At 72.1% G+C, this 19967-nt stretch carries 20 protein-coding genes; 14 read left to right on the top strand and 6 right to left on the bottom strand.

The window, feature by feature from the left end; all coding sequences use genetic code 11:
* Positions 1 to 2 precede the first annotated feature (2 nt).
* From ACFPZN_RS11665 to ACFPZN_RS11655, 3 genes are read right to left on the bottom strand one after another with little or no spacing between them, the layout of a single operon-like run.
* On the bottom strand, positions 3 to 857 hold the full coding sequence (locus ACFPZN_RS11665) for an IclR family transcriptional regulator (RefSeq protein ID WP_378281889.1): 855 nt from the start codon (positions 855 to 857) through the stop codon (positions 3 to 5).
* Between the two features lie 3 nt (positions 858 to 860).
* A complete protein-coding gene (locus ACFPZN_RS11660; protein ID WP_378281888.1) occupies positions 861 to 1883 on the bottom strand; it encodes a dihydroorotate dehydrogenase in 1023 nt (340 codons plus the stop codon).
* The gene (locus tag ACFPZN_RS11655; RefSeq protein ID WP_378281887.1) at positions 1880 to 2677 is read right to left on the bottom strand and encodes a nucleoside phosphorylase; all 798 of its coding nucleotides are present in this window, start codon (positions 2675 to 2677) and stop codon (positions 1880 to 1882) included. Before ACFPZN_RS11655 ends, ACFPZN_RS11660 begins: the two co-directional genes overlap by 4 nt.
* A gap of 352 nt (positions 2678 to 3029) precedes the next feature.
* Between ACFPZN_RS11655 and ACFPZN_RS11650 the strand changes: the two genes are divergently transcribed.
* The 6 genes from ACFPZN_RS11650 (at position 3030) to ACFPZN_RS11625 (ending at position 9773) form a co-directional block, all read left to right on the top strand.
* Positions 3030 to 3779: an ABC transporter ATP-binding protein gene (locus ACFPZN_RS11650; RefSeq protein ID WP_378281886.1), complete on the top strand. Its 750-nt coding sequence runs from the start codon at positions 3030 to 3032 to the stop codon at positions 3777 to 3779.
* Positions 3776 to 4666 carry an ABC transporter permease gene (locus tag ACFPZN_RS11645; protein ID WP_378281885.1) on the top strand — a complete coding sequence of 297 codons (891 nt, stop codon included), beginning with the start codon at positions 3776 to 3778 and terminating at the stop codon, positions 4664 to 4666. Before ACFPZN_RS11650 ends, ACFPZN_RS11645 begins: the two co-directional genes overlap by 4 nt.
* Positions 4667 to 4692: 26 nt before the next feature.
* Positions 4693 to 5730, top strand: coding sequence for an ABC transporter substrate-binding protein (locus tag ACFPZN_RS11640; protein ID WP_378281884.1), 1038 nt, complete (start codon positions 4693 to 4695; stop codon positions 5728 to 5730).
* Positions 5717 to 6550, top strand: a complete 834-nt coding sequence (locus ACFPZN_RS11635; RefSeq protein ID WP_378281883.1) for an ABC transporter permease — start codon at positions 5717 to 5719, stop codon at positions 6548 to 6550. Before ACFPZN_RS11640 ends, ACFPZN_RS11635 begins: the two co-directional genes overlap by 14 nt.
* 101 nt (positions 6551 to 6651) lie before the next feature.
* Positions 6652 to 9087: a PEP/pyruvate-binding domain-containing protein gene (locus ACFPZN_RS11630; RefSeq protein ID WP_378281882.1), complete on the top strand. Its 2436-nt coding sequence runs from the start codon at positions 6652 to 6654 to the stop codon at positions 9085 to 9087.
* Between the two features lie 107 nt (positions 9088 to 9194).
* On the top strand, positions 9195 to 9773 hold the full coding sequence (locus ACFPZN_RS11625; RefSeq protein WP_378281881.1) for a hypothetical protein: 579 nt from the start codon (positions 9195 to 9197) through the stop codon (positions 9771 to 9773).
* A 14-nt stretch (positions 9774 to 9787) separates the two neighbouring features.
* On the opposite strand, the gene ACFPZN_RS11620 is transcribed toward ACFPZN_RS11625, so the two are convergent.
* From ACFPZN_RS11620 to ACFPZN_RS11610, 3 genes are read right to left on the bottom strand one after another with little or no spacing between them, the layout of a single operon-like run.
* Positions 9788 to 10225, bottom strand: a complete 438-nt coding sequence (locus ACFPZN_RS11620; RefSeq protein ID WP_378281880.1) for a YbaB/EbfC family nucleoid-associated protein — start codon at positions 10223 to 10225, stop codon at positions 9788 to 9790.
* Between the two features lie 7 nt (positions 10226 to 10232).
* Positions 10233 to 11156 (bottom strand): hypothetical protein, encoded by a 924-nt coding sequence (locus tag ACFPZN_RS11615; RefSeq protein ID WP_378281879.1) that lies wholly within the window; start codon positions 11154 to 11156, stop codon positions 10233 to 10235.
* 3 nt (positions 11157 to 11159) lie between these two features.
* Positions 11160 to 11495 carry a hypothetical protein gene (locus tag ACFPZN_RS11610; RefSeq protein ID WP_378281878.1) on the bottom strand — a complete coding sequence of 112 codons (336 nt, stop codon included), beginning with the start codon at positions 11493 to 11495 and terminating at the stop codon, positions 11160 to 11162.
* A gap of 233 nt (positions 11496 to 11728) precedes the next feature.
* Here ACFPZN_RS11610 and ACFPZN_RS11605 point away from each other — a divergent pair, with 233 nt between their 5' ends.
* The 8 genes from ACFPZN_RS11605 to ACFPZN_RS11570 all read left to right on the top strand — a co-directional run bounded on the left by ACFPZN_RS11605 (position 11729) and on the right by ACFPZN_RS11570 (position 19715).
* Complete coding sequence (locus ACFPZN_RS11605; RefSeq protein ID WP_378281877.1) at positions 11729 to 12028, top strand: SAV_915 family protein; 300 nt, start codon at positions 11729 to 11731, stop codon at positions 12026 to 12028.
* Positions 11986 to 13353 carry a diaminopimelate decarboxylase gene (lysA, locus tag ACFPZN_RS11600; protein WP_378282018.1) on the top strand — a complete coding sequence of 456 codons (1368 nt, stop codon included), beginning with the start codon at positions 11986 to 11988 and terminating at the stop codon, positions 13351 to 13353. The genes ACFPZN_RS11605 and lysA overlap by 43 nt, the downstream gene beginning before the upstream one ends.
* 306 nt (positions 13354 to 13659) lie before the next feature.
* Complete coding sequence (locus ACFPZN_RS11595; RefSeq protein WP_378281876.1) at positions 13660 to 14958, top strand: CE1 family esterase; 1299 nt, start codon at positions 13660 to 13662, stop codon at positions 14956 to 14958.
* A gap of 90 nt (positions 14959 to 15048) precedes the next feature.
* Positions 15049 to 16317, top strand: coding sequence for an RsbRD N-terminal domain-containing protein (locus ACFPZN_RS11590; protein WP_378281875.1), 1269 nt, complete (start codon positions 15049 to 15051; stop codon positions 16315 to 16317).
* A gap of 29 nt (positions 16318 to 16346) precedes the next feature.
* Entirely contained in the window at positions 16347 to 16922 is a 576-nt protein-coding gene (locus ACFPZN_RS11585) for a TetR/AcrR family transcriptional regulator (RefSeq protein ID WP_378281874.1), read from the top strand.
* A gap of 125 nt (positions 16923 to 17047) precedes the next feature.
* Positions 17048 to 18295 (top strand): TetR/AcrR family transcriptional regulator, encoded by a 1248-nt coding sequence (locus ACFPZN_RS11580; RefSeq protein ID WP_378281873.1) that lies wholly within the window; start codon positions 17048 to 17050, stop codon positions 18293 to 18295.
* Positions 18296 to 18496: 201 nt separating this feature from the next.
* The gene (locus ACFPZN_RS11575) at positions 18497 to 19294 is read left to right on the top strand and encodes a maleylpyruvate isomerase N-terminal domain-containing protein (protein WP_378281872.1); all 798 of its coding nucleotides are present in this window, start codon (positions 18497 to 18499) and stop codon (positions 19292 to 19294) included.
* A gap of 34 nt (positions 19295 to 19328) precedes the next feature.
* Positions 19329 to 19715, top strand: a complete 387-nt coding sequence (locus ACFPZN_RS11570) for an SDR family NAD(P)-dependent oxidoreductase (RefSeq protein WP_378281871.1) — start codon at positions 19329 to 19331, stop codon at positions 19713 to 19715.
* Positions 19716 to 19967 lie beyond the last annotated feature (252 nt).

The raw sequence follows: 19967 nt of genomic DNA, 5'->3' as shown, positions 1-19967 counted from the left end.
GGCTACCCCTCTCCCGGTCGGCGGCTCGCCGGCACCCCGGCCGCGCTCGCCTCTGTCGCGGCGGACTCCTCCGCGCTCGCCGCGGCCTCCTCCAGCGCGGGGAACCCGCCCGTGTGGCCCAGCTCCTCGGAGAGGGCCCGCGCCGTCCGCAGCACGATCTCCGTCGCCCGGGTGCGCTGGATCGGGTCGCGCATCCGGTTGCCCGCGGCGGCGAGCGTCACACTGGAGACCACGTGCGCCGTCGAGGAGAACACCGGTGCCGCCACCGCCCACACGTTCTCGTCCAGTTCGTTCTCGCAGACGTCGTAGCCCCGCGCGCGGACCTGGGCGAGATGCTCCTTCACCTGGTCCGGCGTCCGGAGGGTCCCGGCGGTGAACGCGGTCAGGTCCCGCTCGCGGAAGATGGTGTCGACCATCTCGCCCGGCAGGTAGGCGAGGATGCTGCGGGCGGACGCCGCCGCGTGCAGCGGCATCTCCTGGCCCACGCGGACGAACAGCCGGAGGGGATGGTGTCCCTCGACGAGCGCGCAGCAGACCGTCTGCAACCCGATCAGCTCGGTGAGGAAGACCGTCTCGCCGCTCTCCCGGGCGGCCCGCAGCACCGGCGCCGGCGGCGTGACCAGCGTCCCGCGCGCCGCCGTGGAGATGCCGACCAGCTCGGCGGCGGCCGGGCCGAGGAAGTACCGGCGGTTGGTGGGCGACCTGGTGACGTACCGCTCCTCGGTGAGGGCGGCCAGGACCCGGTGCATGCTGCCGATGGGGATCTCCAGCTCCTCATGGAGCTGCTGCAGCGTCATCCCCCGCTGGCTCGTGGAGAGCGTCTTGATCACCCGCAGTGCGCGATTGAGAACCTGCATGCCTCAGCCATCCGTTCGCCCGGAGATGCTCGTCGTGGTGGGGTCGCCCGCGCCGCTGCCGGCGGCGACCAGCCCCTGAAGATTAGTGACACCCGCACGCGCGCACCGGGCGTCCAGCTCACGGACGATCTCGGCCATGACCTGAGGGCGGGCGAAGGTCGCGGTGCCGACCTGGACGGCGCTCGCGCCGACCCGGAGCTGGTCGAGGACGTCCTGCGCGGAGCCGATCCCGCCGCATCCGATGACCGGGACGGAGACCGCCCGCGCGACCAGCCACACCAGCCGCAGCACCAGGGGTTTGATCGCCGGTCCGGACACGCCGCCCACGTCGTTGCCGAGGACGGGCGTCCCGGTGCGCGGGTCGACCACCATGCCGGGGAAGGAGTTGGCGACCGTCAGCGCCCGCGCCCCCGCGCTCTGCGCGGCCTCGGCGACCGCGGCGACGTCGGCGGCCATCGGGGTCAGCTTCACCCAGACCGGCACGTCGCCCAGCCGGCGCCGGACGCCGTCGGTGACGCGGTGCACCGCCTCGGGGCTCGCGCCGATCTCGATGCCCCCGTGCTCGAGGTTCGGGCAGGAGACGTTGACCTCGAAGGCCGCGCAGTCGGCGCCGGCCAGCTCGTCGGCGACCCGCCAGTACTCGTCGATCCCGAGCCCGCCGATGCTGACCACGACGGGACGCCCCGTGGCCCGGTAGCGGGGAAGGACGTCGCGCAGGAAGCCGGCCGTTCCCGGGCTGGGGATGCCGACGCTGTTGATCATGCCGAAGGGGGTCTCGGTCAGCCGGTGGGCGGCGTTGCCGCCGCGCCGCCGCGCGAAGACGGTCTTGGTGACGACGGCGCCCAGTTCGTCCATGGGCAGCAGCGGCGCCAGTTCCGGGCCGAAGCAGCCGGAGGCGGGCATCACCGGATTGGCCAGGCGCAGTCCGCCCAGGTCCACCGACAGGTCCGCGCGGTGGCGGGAGGGCCGGTCGGCGAAGAACCGCTCGCGGGCGTCGGTCGCGGCGGAGCCCGTGTCCGCCGTCATGACGACTCCCCAGCGTCCGGCGACAGGGACCGCGCGGTGTGCGCGGCCAGCCGCAGCATGGCGAGCTGGGCGGGTTCGTAGTCCTCCAGCCAGGCGTCGGTGGCCCGGTTGGCGTGCGCCACCAGGACCGCGCCCGCGCGCAGCCCCATCGCCCTGCCCACCGCCAGGACGGTCTCGGTCTCCATGTCGACGCCGTCCACGCCGAGCGCGCGGAGCTCCTCGTACCGCGCCGCCGCCGTCCGCTCGTACCCGGCGAGCGGACGGCCCTGGCCGAGGTAGTAGGAGTCGGCGGACGCCACGGCGACCTCGGTCAGGCCGATGCCCAGGGACGCGGCCTCGGCGCCCAGGCGGCGGAGCACCTCGGGATCGGCGGCGTGGCGGTCGTCGCCCTCGTCGTCGTCCCCGGCGTACGGCGCGGCGGCCCCGCCCCCGGGCACGGCCCGGGTCACCGCGCACACCGAGCCGGGGGCGATCCGTGCCCGCAGCGCCCCCATGCCGCCCGTGCGCAGGACCGTCGTGACGCCCAGCCGGGCCAGTTCGACCACCGCGATCTCGGCCGAGGGGCCGCCGATGCCGGTCGAGCACACCGCGATGCGCGTCCCGTCCAGACAGCCCGTGCCGAGGCGGAACTCGCGGTTGTGCCCCACGATCTCGAAGCCGTCGAGCACCGCGGCGGCGAGGTCGACCCGGGCCGGGTCGCCGGGCAGCAGGCACACCGGGGGCAGGGTCCCCGTACGGGCGGGGAGGTGCGGGGCGGCGCCGTCCCGCCAGGGGTCCCGGGCGCTACGGGCCATCAAGATCCTCCAGAAGTGGATGGCTGGTTTCCAGATGTGGAAGTGTGCAGGGAGACGGAGCGTGACGTCAATAGAGTTATGGCCGGTTTCTCCGGACTGATTCGAAACGCGTGGCCCGAATATGTCCAGCATGTAACGCCATGGGCAGTCTTGACAGCGACCGAAATTGGCTGCACTCTGTGACCTTCATTGCTGGAGGCGGAGCTTCCGTCTGCGGAAGCAAGCAGCCGCGCAGGGCCGGAGAGACCGAGGGAGTCGTCGTGCGACATCGTCAGTGGACGCGGGAGGACGGCGGCCGGCGGCCGCGGTACGGCACCGGCCGGCGGCCCGCGCGGAAGGGGACGGCGGCCCGATGACGGCGTTTCTCTCCATCCGGGACGTCCGCAAGACCTACGTCGGCACCAACCGCCAGCGGGTCGTCGCGCTGTCGGACGTGCACCTCGACGTCGCCGAGGGCGAGGTCGTCGCGCTCATCGGGCCGTCGGGCTGCGGCAAGTCGACCCTGCTGCGCATGATCGCCGGGCTGGACGACGACTTCGAGGGCGGGCTGTCCTGGACGAGGCAGCCGCGTCCAGGCAAGGACATCGGCTTCGTGTTCCAGGAGCCGGCCCTGCTGCCCTGGCGCTCGGTGGAACGCAACGTGTCCCTGGGGCTGGAGGCGCAGCGCGACAAGTCCGCCGAGGGGCGGACCCGGGTGCGGGACCTGCTCGACCTCGTCGGGCTCTCCGACTTCTCCCAGTCCTTCCCCAAGGAGCTCTCCGGCGGGATGCGCCAGCGCGCCGCGATCGCCCGCGCGCTGGCCTACGACCCGCAGATCCTCCTCATGGACGAGCCCTTCGGCGCCCTCGACGCCATCACCCGCGACCGGCTGCACGACGACCTGCTGCGCATCTGGGAGACCACGCGCAAGACCATCATCCTGGTCACCCACAGCGTGGAGGAGGCCACCTACCTCGCGGACCGGGTGGCCGTGATGTCGTCGCGGCCGGGACGGATCAAGGCCGTCCACCACGTGCCCCTCGACCGGGACCGCAGCCCCGAGACCCGGCGGCTGCCGCGGTTCGCCGAGTTCGCCGGCATGCTCCGCCAGGAGCTGGAATGAGCGGCGGCTCGGTGGCCTCCGCCCAGGACACGGGCGGGCGCGGCGGCTCCGGCGGCTCCGGCGGCTCCGGCGGCTCCGGCGGCACCCGCGAGCGGGACCGGCTGCGACGCCGCTCCGATCGTCGCGGCGGCCTGACGCGGACCGGCGCCCGCGTCCTCGGCGCCGCGGTGTACGCGGTCGTCATCATCGGGGCCTGGAGCCTGTACGTGCGGTCGGCGGACGTGCCGAGCTACCTGCTGCCCGCGCCGGGCAGCGTGCTCTCGGCGATCTCCGGCCTGGTGGGCGACGGGCAGCTGTGGCCCCACCTCGCCTACACGATGCGCAACATCGTCCTGGGGTTCGCCGGCGGCTCGGTCATCGGCATCGCCCTCGGCTGGGCGCTGTGGTCGTCCCGCGTCCTGCGCGAGGTGCTCAACCCCTACATCGTGCTGCTGCAGGCCGCCCCGAAGATCGCCGTGGCCCCGCTGCTGGTGCTGTGGTTCGGGCTGAGCCTGACCTCGCAGTTCGTGCTGATCCTGCTGCTGGTGTTCTTCCCGATGATGGCGGCCACGATGCTGGGCCTGCGCGACGTCCCCGCCGACGTGGCGTCCCTCGGCCGGCTGCTGCACCTGTCGCGGGGGCAGTACCTGTGGAAGATCCAGATCCCCGCGGCGATGCCCGCCCTCCTGGCCGGCGCCAAGATCGCCGTCATCGACGCGATGACCGGCGCCTTCCTCGCCGAGTACCTGTCCGCGCAGCGCGGCCTGGGCTACCTGATGATCCTCGGCAACACCTCCAACGACACCCCGATGCTCATCGCCGCCGTGCTCGTCACGGTGCTGGTGGGCCTGCTCGGCTTCGGCCTCGTCTCGCTGGCCGAACGGCGCCTTCTGCGCTGGGACCGCTGATCCCGGCACGTTTCCAAGGAGAGTCCATGAAGTTCAACGTGCGTCGCGTGCCCGGAATCGGGGCCGTCGTGCTGCTGGCCGCCGCCCTCGCCGCGTGCAGCCCCGCGTCGTCCGGCGGGTCCAAGTCCGACGGGACGGGCCCCGGCGGCACCAAGAAGGTCACCATCCAGATCGACGGGTCCGCGGTCCCGTACTACGCGCCGCTGTACGCGGCCAAGGAGCAGGGCTACTTCGCCAAGGCCGGCCTGGACGTGACCTTCACCTACGCCCAGGGCTCCGACATCGTCAAGAACGTCGCGGCGGGCAACGTCGACTTCGGCTTCCCCAACGGCGACTCGGTCATCACCGCCTACGGCAAGGGCGTCAAGACCCGCGTCGTCCACACCACCTACCAGCAGGGCATCGGCGCGCTGCTGTCGACCGGCCGCGCGAACATCTCCTCGCCCGCCGACCTCAAGGGCAAGACCGTCGCGGTCACCGACCTGGGCAGCCCGAACTACATCCAGCTCCAGGCCATGCTGAAGCAGTCCGGCCTGGGCCTCGGCGACGTGAAGGTGAAGACGATCGGCACCGGCGCCATCGTCGACGCCCTCAAGAACGGCCAGGTCGACGCGATCGTCTTCTCCCGGCTCCGCTACTACGCGCTGAAGTCGGCCGGGGTGGACGTGCGCCAGATCCTCAGCGACCAGTACCTGCCGTCCTTCGGCAACGTGGTCGTGGCAAGCCCCGACAAGGTGGAGAAGGACCCGAAGACGGTCAAGGCCTTCGACGACGCCCTCGACCAGGGCCTGGAGTACACGACCAAGGACCCGGCCGCCGCCGTGGACATGGCGGTGCAGAAGTACGCCCCCACCTTCAACGGCCAGCAGAAGGACGTCACGACCATCATCCAGGACGTCTTCGTCAAGACCCTCTGGCAGTCGGACACCACCCGGCAGCACGGCTTCGGCCACCCGGACGAGGCCCGCTGGCAGAAGGCGATCGACGCCCAGGCCGGCTTCAAGCTCATCGACTCCGGCTTCAAGGCCGGTGACCTGGTGGTGAAGCCCGATGCGCTCGGCTAGCCCGGCCGCGGGAGGATCGGCCGGCGGCGCGCCGCCGGCCGGGCTCCGGCTCGGCGACCGGGTGCGGGCGGGCCGACCGCTGCTGGTCGGCGCGCTCTCCCTCGCCGCCGGCGTCGTGCTGTGGTGGCTGGTGACCGTCGCCTTCGACATCCCGGCCTACCGGCTGCCGACGCCCGGGGCGGTGGCCTCGCACGCGCTCACGCTGGCCCGCGACGGCGCGCTCACCCTGCACGTCCAGCAGACGCTCGCGGAGGTCGTCCAGGGGGTCCTGCTGGGCAGCGTGCTCGGCGTCGTGCTGGCGATGCTGTTCACACGGGTCCGCCCGCTGGAGCGCGTCCTGATGCCGCTGATCGTGATCGCCCAGGTCACGCCCAAGATCTCGATCGCGCCGCTGATCGTGCTCTGGCTGGGCCTCGGCATCGGCTCCAAGATCGCGCTGATCACGCTGGTGTCGTTCTATCCCGTGCTGATCAACATGACCATGCGCCTGCGGACCATTCCCACCGGGGTGGACGACCTGGCCCGGCTGCTGAGGATCGGCCCGATCGCCCGCGCGATCAAGATCGACCTGCCCTACAGCCTGCCGGCCATCGCCGTCGGCCTGCGGCTGGGCGTGCTGCAGGCGGTCACGGCCGCGGTCATCGGCGAGTTCATCGGCGCGGAGGCCGGGCTGGGCTACCTCGAACGGCAGGCGCAGGACAACGACGACATCCGGCTCGTCATCATCTCCCTCGGCCTGCTGTGCCTGCTGGCCTGGGTGCTCTACGCCCTGGTCGGGCTCGTCGAGCGCAGGCTGAGCAACCGTTTCGGAGCGGCCTGACACCCGCGCACGCCTGGCCCGGGCGGGCCCTCTCCCTGGTTTCAGAGGGCACCCCGGGGCAAGGAGCCAGGTCATCCCCCTTTTTCAGAGGAGGGTGGGCGATGAGACCGATCCGGCCGCTGTCCGAGGTCGACTCCTCGATGGTCGATCTGGTGGGGGGCAAGGCCGCCGGGCTGGGCGAGATGATCAAGGCCGGGGAGCGGGTCCCGGACGGCGTGTGCCTGACCGCGGACTCCTACAGGGCGCGGGACCTGCCCGAGAAGCAGCTGGTCGACGCCTACGAGCGGCTCGGCGCCGGCCGGGTCGCGGTCCGCTCCAGCGCCACCACCGAGGACCTCCCGGACGCCGGTTTCGCGGGCCAGCACGACACCTACCTCGACGTCGAGGGCGCCGACCGGCTCGTCGAGGCCGTCCGCCGCTGCTGGGACTCCCTGAACACCGACCGGGCCGTCGCCTACCGCGCCGCCGCCGGCATCGACGACGCCGCGATGGCCGTGGTGATCCAGCGAATGATCGACCCCGACGTGGCCGGCGTGCTGTTCACCGCCGACCCGGTCACCGGGAGCCGTTCGCGGATGATCGTCGACGCCGCCCCCGGCCTGGGCACCGCGGTCGTCGAGGGCACCGTCGTCCCCGACCACTACGCCCTGGGGCCGTCCCCGTCCGGGCCGGACGCCGGCAGCCTCGACCGGCACCGGCTCCGGCAGCTCCGTGACGCCGGCCGACGGCTTCAAGCCCATTTCGGCGCGCCGCAGGACATCGAGTGGGCGATCGATCCGGACGGCACGCTGTGGCTGCTCCAGTCCCGGCCGATCACCACCCTGTTCCCGCTGCCGCCCGACACCGGCGAGACCCGCCTCTACCTGGAGTTCGGCCACATCCAGGGCATGTTCCGGCCGTGCACGCCGATGGGCGTGGCCATGCTGAAGGCCGGATCGGCGATGTGGCTGCGGGGACGCGGCGCCAAGCTCGACCGCCGCGATCCGATGCCCCGGCTCGTCCCGATCGGCGGGCGGCTCTACTTCGACCTGACCGACTTCGTCCGCAACAAGGTCCTGCGGAAGCGGCTGCGGGCGGGCCTGCGGATCTACGGGCCGCGAGTGCAGAGCGCGGTCGAGCGGATGATGACCGATCCGCGGTTCGCCCCCCGCCCCGGCATGCCGCTCCGGCTGCGCAACGCGCTCAGGATCACGGCGCCGCTCGTGCCGCACGCGATCGCCGGGCTGGCGTCGAGCCTGGCCCGCCCGGACGCGGCGCGCTCCCGGGCCTACCGCGCCGTGAAGGAGATCAGGCGCGAGACGATCCCGCCACTGGAACCGGCCACCGCCGAGGCACGGCTGAGATGGGTCACCGACGACGCGTACAAGCAGGTCATGGGCCCCCGCATGCTGGACCTCATGTGGCCGCTGGCGACCGGGATCCTCCTCGGCGTGGTGCCGTCCCGGCTGCTCAAGGGCATCGCCACGGACGAGGAGACGGGGACCGTCCTGGGCGGGATGCCGCACAACGTGACCACCGAGATGGATCTCGCCCTCTGGGACCTGGCCGTGAACGCGCGCCCGCACCGCGCGCTGTTCCTCGGCACCCCGCCGGACGAGCTCGCCGCCAGGTACCTCGGCGGCGAACTCCCGGACATCGGGCTGGCCGGATTCCTGGACAGGTACGGCATGCGTGCGGCCGCCGAGGTCGACGTCGGCGTGCCGCGCTGGCAGGAGGACCCGGCGCCGCTGCTGGCCGCGATCGCCAACTACCTCCGCGTCGAGGACCCCGATCAGGCGCCCGACCGGCGGTTCGAGCAGGCCGCGCACGAGGCGGAGGAGATGATCGAGACGCTGTCGCGGCGGGCGCGGCGCACGCGCCCCGTCCGCGGCCGGCTCGCGGCGTTCCTCATGCGCCGCTCGCGCCGGCTCACCGGCCTCCGGGAGATCGGCAAGTTCGCCTGGCTCCCCGCGCTCCAGGCGGCGCGCCGCCAGCTCCTGCTGATCGGCGACGACCTGGTCTCGCACGGGCTCCTGGAACGCGCCGACGACATCATGTTCCTGGACCTCGACGAGGCACGCGCGGCCGTGCTGCACGGGACCGACCACCGGGACCTGGTCGCGTCACGGCGTGCCGGCCACCGGCGTGAACTGCGACGCGCCGCCGTCCCGGGCGCGCTCCTCTCGGACGGCACCGACGTGGAGGCGCTCGCCCCGCCGGGCCCCGCCGGCGAGGGGACGCTGGCCGGGATGGCCGCGGCGGCGGGCCGGGCGACCGGCCGGGCCCGGGTGATCCGCGACCCGTCCGGCGCGCGCATCGAACCCGGCGAGATCCTCGTGGCCCCCACCACCGACCCCGGCTGGACACCGCTGTTCATGACCGCCGCCGGCCTGGTGACCGAGACCGGCTCGCCCGTGGCCCACGGCCCCACCGTCGCCCGCGAGTACGGCATCCCCGCCGTCATCTGCCTCCGCGACGCCACGCACGCCATCGAGACCGGCCAACTGATCACCATCGACGGAACCGCGGGCACAGTGCACATCCACACACCCTCCTGACGCCCGCCTCAGGGTCCGGGACCGGCGTATGGATTTCGTGAGGACGGCTTGAAACCATTGGTGATCGTCGCGTATTCAGAAAGAAAGGACACCCGCTGGGGAGGGAAATGCGGAAGGGATGCGGCGCCGGGCGGGCGGCATTGTTCCGGACGCCGGCGCTGACCTTCTCCGGTGACCGCACCTATGTCGATCGCTCCGATGGCGAGCCGCTCGCCAGGGCCGTTCGGCGGACCCGGTTCCCCAGGGGGATCATGGACTTCACCGCCCCGGACGGTGCCGTGCTGCTGGCGGTCGGCCGTGTCCCGCCCGGATTCCGCCCGTACGCGTGGGCGCCGGTGTCGTGGCCGGCGGGGCGGCGGATCGGCGTCATCCGTCCCCGAGGGTTCGTCCACTGCGACTTCGAGCTGCGCGATCCGCGCGGAGGGGTTCTCGCGGTGGCCGAGCGGGGCTCCCGGGGGTTTCGGGAGTCCTTCCTGGTACGGGACGCGCGCGGCGGTGCGGAGTTCGCCGCCGTGGTCGAGCCCGAGGAGTCCGTCCGGGCCATGGGCGAGCGGGGCGCGCTGCCGTCCGCGCGCCGGCTCGACGTCGAGTTGCTCTCCGATCCGCCGCCGGACGTGCACGCGCTCGTCCTCGCCCTGCCCCTCGTCATCCGCATGCGCCACGGCTGGGACCACTGGCAGTGGTGACCCCGCCGGAGGGCTCAGCGGCGGAGCAGGGCCTGGAGCTCCGCCAGCGTCGCCTTGGCGGCTTCAAGGTTCTCGGTGACGGCGGTGGTGGCGTTCCGGAGTTCCCTGCCGAAGGAGTAGCGGTCGCTGACCAGGGAGTTCTCGTCGCCGAGCGCCTCGGTGAGCCGCTCCTGGCCCTCGGCCTCCACCTCTGCGCGCGCCCGCCTGATCAGTTCCAGGATCGTCGCGGCCAACTCGCCGGCGCCCACCCGCATCGCGCGGGGGTCGATCTCCAGAACCCGGACGCCTTCGGCGCTGGAGTACTCCACCGCGACGCGGCGGTCCGCGGACTCGGTCCTGGCGGTGACGGCCAGGCCGATCTCGTGCATGTCGCGGAGCCGGGCGAAGAACGTCTCGGAGTCCTCGGCCAGCTTCCCGGGGTCGAATCCGAGCACCTTCTTGAAGTCGTCCATCACGCCGTCATTCCCATGGGTATCGGTAGGAGCCGTCTGTGTCCTGCTCGGGGGCGAGGCCGCCGGTGATCGCTTGGCCGCCCTCGTTGTACTGCGTCTCGTAGAAGCCTTTGGCGCCCGCGGCCTGCGTCCAGCCCGCGGGGAGGTCGGCACCGGCCCGCCCTCGGCTCAGCCATCCGTAGAAGCCGTCGGCGGGGAATCTGCCGCCGAGGCCGTAGGCCGTGGCATCGCGCTCGACGCGGTTCAGGGTGCCCCAGATCAGCATGGGTCCCTGCGCGACGGTCGCGCTGACGAAGTCCCGCACTCCGCTGAAGTCGCCTTGCGCGGCCTCGGCGAGCACGTCCCCGGCCACCAGCGCGCCGAGGATCCCGGCGCAGGTGTGCAGCACGGTGGCCAGCGCCGATTCGACGGACTTGAGCGCGGCGTTCACGCTCGCCAGCGTCCCGATCGCCGACAGGCGCGCCGCCGCGGCGCTCATGGGCGTGATCGTCGCGATCGCCAGCCAGGCCGCCAGCGCCACCAGCACCGCGGCGATCAGCGCCATGAACAGGATCATGGCCATGACGAGGACGGCGGCCATGAACAGCACGGCCGCGGTGACGGCGGCCCGGATCTCCATCGACAGCAGGTCCTGGAGAAAGCGGTCCATCCGCTGTTTGAACGCGCGGCCGTCCTCGCTCCGCCAGCCCTCCTCCTCGATCCCGTCCACGAGCCGCTCGATCCGCTCGCGGGCGGTCCTCACCTGCCGGCCCGCCTCCGCCCAGGCCATCCCGCCGTCCCAGAAGGCCTGCGGGTCGTACTGGTGGACGTACAGCGGCGGGACGAACGGCCACGCGGCGGGGACGCCCAACGCCGACAGCGACAACGCGGCGACGGTGCCGATCTGGAGGCTCTTCTTCGAGAGCCACGCGCCCTGTTCCAGCCCGACCATGCCTCACACCATCCTCGGCGCGCTGGCCTGCTCCGCGGCCTCCCAGGCGTCGGCGGAGTACCTCACGCCGTCCTGGATCTCCACGGTCTCCTCGGCCCGGTGCCGCAGTTCCCGCAGGGTGTACGCCTCGACCTCGTTGTAGGCGATGGCCAGCGAATAGGTGAACGAGGTGAACGACGCCTCCGCCACCTGCAGACCGACGAGTTCCGCCACGGCCTTCTCCAGCGGCCCTGCCGCCGCGGGCAACTCTGTTTGGAGCCTGCGCAGACGCCCGCGTTCGATCCGGACCTCCTCAGCGGTGGCCGGCGGCGGCGCGGGCGGATTGAGCATGTGATTCACGACGCATTCCCCCATGGCTTGCGAACCTGGCGCCATCATTCAAGATCGCCGCATTGTGGCGGGGCAAGAGCGTTAACGCTTCATTGACGCCCTTTCACGCGAAGCAAAGAGGCCGGCGTCAGGATGGCGTCAATATTTCCGGATCGGTCGTATGGGGCGCGTAGCGAAACGTCCAGGAATGGATGTGGTGTCCCTAGCGTGGGCTCGTCGGTCGTCTTGAAAGGGATGCGTTGATGCATGAACTCCTGATCGTCCCCGTGCACGTGTGCACGAGCGGCACGGTGGTCCTGCGGACCGGGCTCCTGTCCCCCCGGAAGAAACGGGTGGGGATCGCCTTCACCAGCGAGGAGGGATTACGGTCCGCGCTCGGTGAGGGGCAGCGGTCGATCCGGCTGAGCGTGCGCGCGCTGCGCGCCATGTTGCGGCCCATGGGCATCGCCGACGTCCAGGTGGACCCGCTGTTCGTGGGCCCGGAGCTCCCCGCGGCCCCATCGGCGCCGCGGCCCGTCCCGACGCTGGCCGGGCACCGATGACCCCGCAGACCAGGCCGTCAGCCGTCGCCCTGGAAGCCCTCCTCTGGCCCGCCACCGCGCGCCCCCACCTGGACGGGGACATCTCGATCGGCCGGATCAAGCTGACGCCCCTCACCGAACGCTTCGGCACCCCGCTCCTCGTCGTGGACGAGCAGGACGTCCGGGAACGCTGCCGAGCCTTCCGCCGCGCCTTCGGTGACGCCGAGGTGGCCTACGCGGGCAAGGCGTTCCTGTGCCGTGCCATGGCCACCTGGATCGGGCAGGAAGGGCTGTCCCTGGACGTCTGCTCCGCCGGAGAGCTCGCCGTGGCACGGGCCGCGGGGTTCCCCGCCGAGCGGATCCTGATGCACGGCAACGCCAAGACCCCCGAAGACCTGCGGGCGGCGCTCGGCTACGGCGTGGGGACCATCGTCGTCGACTCCTTCCACGAGATCTCCCGCCTGGCCGCGCTGGCGGCCCAGGGCGCCCGGCCCCGCCTGCTGATCCGGGTCACGCCGGGAGTCGACGGGCACACCCACGCCGCCGTGACCACCGGCACCGACGGGCAGAAGTTCGGCTTCTCGCTCGCCTCGGGCGCCGCCGCCGAGGCCGTCCGCCGCGTCCTGGCCCAGCGGCACCTGGAACTGGCCGGGCTGCACTGCCACATCGGCTCCCAGATCACCGACCCCGGCGCCTTCGACCTCGCCGCCGCGCGCATGGTCGAGTTCCTCGCCGAACTGCGCGCCGCGCACGGCACTCCCCCGCGGCGGCTCGACCTGGGCGGCGGTTTCGGCGTCGCCTACCGGGCGGGCGACCCCGAACTCGCTCCCGGCCCGGTGGCCGGCCGGCTGCGCCGTACCGTCCAGGATGCCTGCGCCGCGCACCGGCTCCCCGTACCCCGTCTGACGGTGGAGCCGGGACGGGCGATCGTGGCGCACGCCGGGGTCACCGTCTACCGCGTGGTCAGCGTCAAGCACGGCCCGGCGGGCGGGCTGCTGGTCGCCGTCAACGGCGGCATGAGCGACAATCCCAGGCCCAGCCTGTACGGCGCGCGCTACACCGCCCGCCTGATCGGCCGCCGCGGTGCCGGAGGCGAACGCAGCGCGACCGTCGTCGGACGCCACTGCGAGGCCGGGGACGTGATCGCGGCCGGCGTGCGGCTGCCCGCCGACGTCCGTCCCGGAGACCTGCTCGCGGTGCCGTGCACGGGCGCGTACCACCACTCCATGGCCTCCAACTACAACATGGTCCGCCGCCCGCCCGTGGTGGCCGTGCGCGACGGCCGCGCCCGCCTCATCATCCGCCGCGAGACCATCGACGACCTCATGGCCCGTGACCTCGGCTGACCCGCACGACCCGAAATCCCGCCGGACCGCCGTTCGCCCGATCGAGAGGCATTCCGCGCGCAGATGTGGCAGGCATGCCGGAGCCTCCTGTCCAGAGACGGTGTCCCCGTCACCGATGGTCGCGGCGATGTCCGTTCAGGATGACCGGTGAACTGGGGATACGCCGGATCCATCATCCGGATGCGCTAAAAGCGTCCGCTGGATGTGCGCGTTCGTGCATGGGCGGCTGAGGTGGGTCGGACTTACGGTGGCGCGACTCGCACCTCGGATGTGCCTTGACGGCACCCTTCGCAGGAAGGATCCACCGTGCACTCCCACCCCCCTCGGTCCCGGCGCGGGCTTGCCGCCGCACTCGTGGCGGGAACGGCGTTCAGTGCCGCCGCCGCCATCCCGGCCGGGACCGCCCACGCCGCCGCACCCGCCGCGCAGGCCGCGGACCGCGTCACCGTCACCGCGGCCGGCTCCCCCGCCTACACCCTGACCGGCGACCTGTCCACGGGCGCCATCGCCGTCCTGGACAACGTCGCGACCTACGAGACCAACAAGATCCAGGGGACGGGGACGCTGCCCGGCTCCGGCGGCGGCGCCGCGAACGTCGCCTTCGCCATCGCCCGCGACGGCTCCGCGCTGAAGGGCACGTTCACCCTCAAGGACCCCGGCGCGGGCGTGGAGATCTCCGCCGCCGTCAACGGCGGGGTCACCGTCCCGGGCGAGGCGACGGTGAAGTGGGAGGGGAACGGCACCGTCCGCCGCGGCGGTGCCTCCTCCTCCCAGAAGGTCACCTTCACCGTCCAGGACCGCCGCCCCGACCCCGGCGACCACGCCGTCCGCATCACCCACGCCGGGCAGGCCCGCAACGCCATCCTCCGCCTGCCCGACGACTACGACGGCACTCCGCGGCCGGTGCTGTTCCACTTCCCCGGCCTGCTGGAGACGCCCGGCATCGCCGAGTGGTACGGCCGCATGGCCGACTACGCCCAGACCCGCGGCTTCATCATGATGACCCCCGAGCACTACGGCATCGGCTGGCAGGGCGTCCTGGCCGGCACGCCCAGCCCCGACGTGGACGACCCCGGCTTCGTCCAGCGGCTCCAGGACATCCTCATCGAGCGCTTCAACGCCGACCCCCGGCGCCTGTACGCCTCGGGCATGAGCAACGGCGGCTTCTTCACCAGCAAGATGGCCTGCGACAACAGGCGGTTCGCCGCCTACGCCGCCGTCGCCGGCCAGCTCAACGACCCCGGGGCCTGCCGCCCCGAACGGCACGTCCCGATCGTCCTCATCCACGGCGACGGCGACTTCGTCGTCCCCTACTCCACGGTGCGGCCCGCGCTGGACTTCTGGACGCGCAACAACGGCTGCGGCACCGAGACCGTCGCCACGAACCTGCCCGACATCGCTCCCGACGACAACACCACCGTCGTCCGCCACGACCACCCCGGCTGCCCGGCCGGCGGCCCCGTCACCCTGTACCAGATCAAGGGCGGCGGGCATAACTGGCCCGGCGGGACGCCGTTCCTCGGACCCGTGCTCGGCGGCACCACCTACGACATCGACGCCAACGCCGTGATCTGGGAATTCGTCTCCCGCTACCGTCTCCCCTGAGGGACGACCCCGGAGCGTTTGTTAAACGATCGGCTAGTGAACTGCTAGCCGATCGTTTAACATCTTGGGCCGGACAGCGAGAGGACCCCCATGCTCGACCCCTGGAACGTCACCGCGGATCCCGGTCCCGCCGCGATGGAGATCGCCGCCATCCTGTACCCCGACCTGCCCGCCCTGACCGCGGAGATCGTCGACGAGATCCGGGAGCGGATCCCCGACTACGCCGTCCCGCTGGACGGCGTGTTCAGCGACCACCTCCGGCAGGGCATCGAGGAGGGGCTGCGCCAGTTCCTCGCGCAGTTCGCCGCCGGCTCCCCCATCGAGAACCACAACGCCGAGTTCTACCGCGACCTGGGCCGCAGCGAGTTCCGCGAGAGCCGCAGCCTGGACGCCCTGCAGGCCGCCTACCGGATCGCCGCCCGGGTCACCTGGCGCCGCTTCGCCCAGATCGGGCACCGGGCCGGCGTCGCCCCCGGCCAGATGTACCTGCTGGCCGACAGCGTCTTCGCCTTCACCGAGGAGATGGCGGCCCTGTCGGTCAGCGCGTTCACCGAGCTGAGCGCCCAGGCGGCCGGCGCCTTCGAGCACACCCGGCAGCGGCTGCTGCACCTGCTGCTGACCGAGCCCGCACAGGCCATCCGCACGCGCCTGGCCGACCTGTCCCTCAAGGCCCGGTGGCCGCTGCCCGACACCGTGGCGTGCGTGGCGATCAGCGAGGACTACGACACCCGGCGCATGATCTCGCCCGTGCTGGATCCCGACATCCTCGCCGACCTGGAACGTCCCGATCCGTGCCTGCTCATCCCCGCCGACCCGTCACCGGGCCGCTACCAGAACCTGCGGCGCGCGTTCAAGGGCGTCGAGTTCGCCCTCGGGCCCACCGTCCCGCTGGAGGAGACCGCGCACTCGCTCGACCTGGCCCGCCAGGTGCTGGCCCTCAAATCCCAGGGCGTCCTGACCGGCGAGGAGCACATCCGCTGCGAGGACCACCTCGCCACGCTGCACCTGCTGCGCGACGACACCTGCACGGGAATCCTGCTCCGGCGGGCGCTGATCCCGCTCTCCGGGCTCAGCCCCAACCAGCGCGACCGCCTCTGCGAGACGCTGCTGGCCTGGATCAGCCTCGGCAGCTCGGTCATCGACGTCGCGGCCCTGCTCCAGGTCCACCCGCAGACCGTCCGCTACCGCATGCGCCGCCTCGAAGAGTTCTTCCCCGGCCGTCTCAACGACCCCGACTGGCGGTTCGAGATGCAGCTGGCCCTGCGCACCCGCCAGCTCACCCAGCGCCGCCCCAGGCAACGGCCGCGCGACGCCGCCGGCCGGCGGAAACGCGCCACCACCGCCCGGTCCACCCGGTGAGCGTCCACCCGCACGCTAAGGTGCCGCAGATGGCCCGGAACAACCCCGCGGGGGACGTGCGCGAGCGGCTGGTCCAAGCCGCCCTGGGCCTGTTCGCCCAGCACGGCGTCAACGGCACCTCACTCCAGATGATCGCCGACGAGATCGGCGTCACGAAGGCGGCCGTCTACTACCACTTCCCGAGCAAGGAAGACCTCGTCGAAGCGGTCGTGACCCCCTACCTCCGCGACCTGGCGGCCGTCGTCGAAGCCGCCGAAGGCCGGCACCGCCGCGCCGACCGGCTCGACACCCTTCTGGGCGGCATCATCGACCTCCTCGTCGACAACCGCGAACTCCACATCGCCCTGCAGGCCGACCCGGTCATCCGCCGGCACGTGGACGGCCGCCCGGACATGCGCGACCTCGGAATGCGCGCCGGCCTGCTCATGATGGGCACACGCACCGACACCCACGCCCTGATCATCACCCTCATCGTCAGCGGCGGTCTCGCCTACGCCTCCACCAGCCCCTACCTGGCCGACCTCGACGACACCGAGCTGCGCCGCGAACTGCACACCACCGCCCGCCGCATCCTGGGCATCAAAACCCCGATCACCCAACACTGAGCGGGTGACCGGGCGGTCTCGTCCGAGGGCCGGCGATCTCCACGCTCACAAGGCGTTTCGCCCCGTGCGGCTAGAGTGGCCTCGCTCCTCCTCGGCGAGGGCGGACGGCGACTCCGAAGGTGACGATGGCGAGAGGTTCCGACTCACGGCGCGCACAGACCGGCACGGAGGCCGAGCGCCGGGCCACGCCGTCGTTCGACCGCGACCGGCACGAGCGAATCCTCGACGCCGGGCTCGCTCTGCTCCAGGAACAGCCGGACGAGAGCGTCAGGGTCGACGACATCGCCCGGGCCGCCGGCATGGCCAAGGCGACGATCTACCGCTACTTCCCTTCGAGGGAACACCTCTATGTCGCCATCTACCGCCAGTGGACGGAGCGCGAGCAGCGGCGGAGGCGACGACCCGCACCGACCTCGGGTGCGGACCGGGCGCGCCTGCGGGGGCACGCCCTCCTCGACGCCTTCCAGCGCCACCCCCGCTTCTTCGAGCTCAACGTCATGCTGTCCGCCAGTACGGACCCCGACGTGCAGGCGGAGCTGTCCGCGCTGACCGCACGGACCCGCCGGTACTTCGCGAACGACTTCGCCATCCTCGGTGTCGCCGCGCCGCACGACGCCGCCGTGATGCTGTCGGCGATCCTGCACTCCGCGCTCACCGCCGCCGTCTACCACGGCACCCCGTTCACCGAGACCCATCGCCTTCTCGATCGCTTCGTCGACCTCTACGATCCGCCGGAGGGCGGGGACCCCGTGGGGGCGTCCGAAACTCGCGCACACCCCGCCCCGCCCTCCAAGGAACGGTCGAATGACCGATCCGAGCGCCGGGACCGGATCGTGGCCGCGGCCCACACCGCCTTGCGCGAGCGGCCTTACGAGCGAATCCACGTGGCGGACGTCGCCCAGCGCGCTCAGGTCGCGCTGGGCACGTTCTACCGGGAGTTCTCCTCGAAGGAGCACCTCTACGCGGTCGTGATCAGGGAGTGGGCCGGCGCCGGCCCGTTCCGGTCGTCCCTGGACGCCGAGGCGCCCGAGGCGAGGCTGCGCACACGGATACGCGCCCTGCTCGACACCTTCGAGGAGGATCCGCAGTTCTTCAAGGTCAACGTTCTGCTGTATTCGGCGGCGGACGACGCCGTCGGGTCGATCATGGCCGGGATCCACGCGGAATCGCATCAGATCCTGGTGGCCGACTTCCGGGCGCTGGGCGCGTCGGTCCCCGAGGATGCCGCGGTCATGCTGTGGTCCATCCTCAGCACGCTCACCACGGCCGCGCTCACCTACGACGGCAGCTTCCCCGAGGCGCGGCGGGTAGCGGACGAGTTCATCACCCTCATCGCGCGCAGTACCGCACGGCGCGCTTCCCACCTGGCCTGACGCGACCGCAGAGGCGGGCACGACTCGCGCGGCCCCGGTCAGTGAAATCAGCGTCTCGCTGGAAGGCTCGTCCTTCCTTCGACAGGAACTGAGATCCGAGATCTACCACGGCTGTTGACATCGATCCGGTTGAAACGGGAGTCTTGTTGCGCTCCGCGCGCGTTCTGGCTCGACCCCCGCCCCCGAACGAGAGGTCTTCCCATGTCCGTCGCTGGTGTGGCCGCCACCCGGCTGCTCGTCGAGGACACGCTGCGCGTGATCCGAGGGCTGGGCGCCGACGACTGGGCGTGCGACAGCGCGTGCCCCGGATGGCGCGTACAGGACGTCATCGTCCACATGGCGGCCTTCTTCCACACCGTCGCCGACCCCACCTCCGCTCCGGACGAGCCCACCGGACTCGCGGAAAGGATCAACGACGCCGCCGTCCGCGAGCGCGCCCACTGGGGGTGGGAGCAGGCCGCCGAGTACTACGCGGAGAAGTCCTCGGCGGGCCTCGTGCTGCTGGAGGGGATCCAGGCACCCGAGTACGCCGAGGTCACGATGCCCGTCGCGGAACTCGGCACCTACCGCCTCGCCGAGCTGAGCAACGCCTTCGCCTTCGACCACCTCGTCCACCTCAGCTCCGACCTGCTCGCTCCGTTCGGTCCCATCGCTCAGGACGCGGTCGCCATGGACGCCGATCGGATCGGCCCGGCGCTCGACTGGATGCTCGCCGGGCTCCCGCAGATGTGCGGGACGGCGCTGGCCCCCGTCCTCACCCGCCCGCTCGGAGTGGATCTGCGCGGGCCGGCCGCCCGCCGGTTCGTCCTGCGCCCCGGCGCGGAGCCCGGAACCGTCCAGCTCGACGAGGACGCCCCCCTCCCCGGCGACGTCGCGCGCTCCTCGACCGTGGACTTCCTGAGGTGGGCCACCACAAGGACGGACTGGCGCACGGCCGTCACCATCGACGGCGATCCCTCCTTCGTGGCGCCCGTCCTCACCGCCGTCAACGTCATCTGAGCCATCCGGCGCACGCCGCGAACGGAGCACGTCCATGAGCGACCACCTCGCAGGCAAGGTCATCGTCATCACCGGAGCCGGCAGCGGGTTCGGCAAGATCATCGCGGAGATGACCGCGGCGCGGGGCGCCCATGCCGTCGGGGCCGACATCGACGCCGACGCCCTCACCGCCACGATCGACGGCATCCGCGCCGCCGGCCACACCGCCGCGGGCCTGCCGACCGACGTCACCGACAAGGCCCAGACCGACGCCCTCGCCCGGTTCGGTGTCGTCAACCACAAGGCCGTGATGGGCCTGGTCGGGCAGCGGGCCGCCGGCTACCAGGAGAAGACGGGCCGCCTTGTCAACGGCTCCCTCACCGCGGCCGAGACCGACCCCGACTCCATCGGCTACTTCACCGTTCCTAAGGACTGTGCATAAGTTGCTCAGCCGCGCGCCCCGAACGGTCTTGGACGCACTGGTCCCCGGCGTACTCGACCCCGGGGCGGCGACACGCATCCTGTGCGTGGTCCGTACCCGGGAGGCCGGTTCCCTGCGCGACCTGGCCAAGTGGGCTCGACCAGAGGCGACGGGGAGGCCCCAGACCATCACTCCGGTGGAAAGGGGGCCCCGCACGCTGACATCGAACCCGGCGTCCCAGATCGCGCTACCGAAAGTACAGAGACGAACACA

It is taken from the genome of Actinomadura rugatobispora (assembly GCF_042656285.1).
Classification (GTDB): Bacteria; Actinomycetota; Actinomycetes; order Streptosporangiales; family Streptosporangiaceae; genus Spirillospora; species Spirillospora rugatobispora.
This window is presented reverse-complemented; position numbering and strand designations above follow the sequence as displayed.

Coding starts and splice junctions, on each gene's coding strand:
- ACFPZN_RS11615 (WP_378281879.1), bottom strand. CDS start 11,156: ATGGTCGGGCTGGAACAGGGCGCGTGGCTCTCGAAGAAGAGCCTCCAG.
- ACFPZN_RS11575 (WP_378281872.1), top strand. CDS start 18,497: ATGTCCGTCGCTGGTGTGGCCGCCACCCGGCTGCTCGTCGAGGACACG.
- ACFPZN_RS11635 (WP_378281883.1), top strand. CDS start 5,717: ATGCGCTCGGCTAGCCCGGCCGCGGGAGGATCGGCCGGCGGCGCGCCG.
- ACFPZN_RS11580 (WP_378281873.1), top strand. CDS start 17,048: ATGGCGAGAGGTTCCGACTCACGGCGCGCACAGACCGGCACGGAGGCC.
- ACFPZN_RS11655 (WP_378281887.1), bottom strand. CDS start 2,677: ATGGCCCGTAGCGCCCGGGACCCCTGGCGGGACGGCGCCGCCCCGCAC.
- ACFPZN_RS11630 (WP_378281882.1), top strand. CDS start 6,652: ATGAGACCGATCCGGCCGCTGTCCGAGGTCGACTCCTCGATGGTCGAT.
- ACFPZN_RS11640 (WP_378281884.1), top strand. CDS start 4,693: ATGAAGTTCAACGTGCGTCGCGTGCCCGGAATCGGGGCCGTCGTGCTG.
- ACFPZN_RS11645 (WP_378281885.1), top strand. CDS start 3,776: ATGAGCGGCGGCTCGGTGGCCTCCGCCCAGGACACGGGCGGGCGCGGC.
- ACFPZN_RS11585 (WP_378281874.1), top strand. CDS start 16,347: ATGGCCCGGAACAACCCCGCGGGGGACGTGCGCGAGCGGCTGGTCCAA.
- ACFPZN_RS11625 (WP_378281881.1), top strand. CDS start 9,195: ATGCGGAAGGGATGCGGCGCCGGGCGGGCGGCATTGTTCCGGACGCCG.
- ACFPZN_RS11620 (WP_378281880.1), bottom strand. CDS start 10,225: ATGGACGACTTCAAGAAGGTGCTCGGATTCGACCCCGGGAAGCTGGCC.
- ACFPZN_RS11650 (WP_378281886.1), top strand. CDS start 3,030: ATGACGGCGTTTCTCTCCATCCGGGACGTCCGCAAGACCTACGTCGGC.
- ACFPZN_RS11660 (WP_378281888.1), bottom strand. CDS start 1,883: ATGACGGCGGACACGGGCTCCGCCGCGACCGACGCCCGCGAGCGGTTC.
- ACFPZN_RS11570 (WP_378281871.1), top strand. CDS start 19,329: ATGAGCGACCACCTCGCAGGCAAGGTCATCGTCATCACCGGAGCCGGC.
- ACFPZN_RS11590 (WP_378281875.1), top strand. CDS start 15,049: ATGCTCGACCCCTGGAACGTCACCGCGGATCCCGGTCCCGCCGCGATG.
- ACFPZN_RS11605 (WP_378281877.1), top strand. CDS start 11,729: ATGCATGAACTCCTGATCGTCCCCGTGCACGTGTGCACGAGCGGCACG.
- ACFPZN_RS11665 (WP_378281889.1), bottom strand. CDS start 857: ATGCAGGTTCTCAATCGCGCACTGCGGGTGATCAAGACGCTCTCCACG.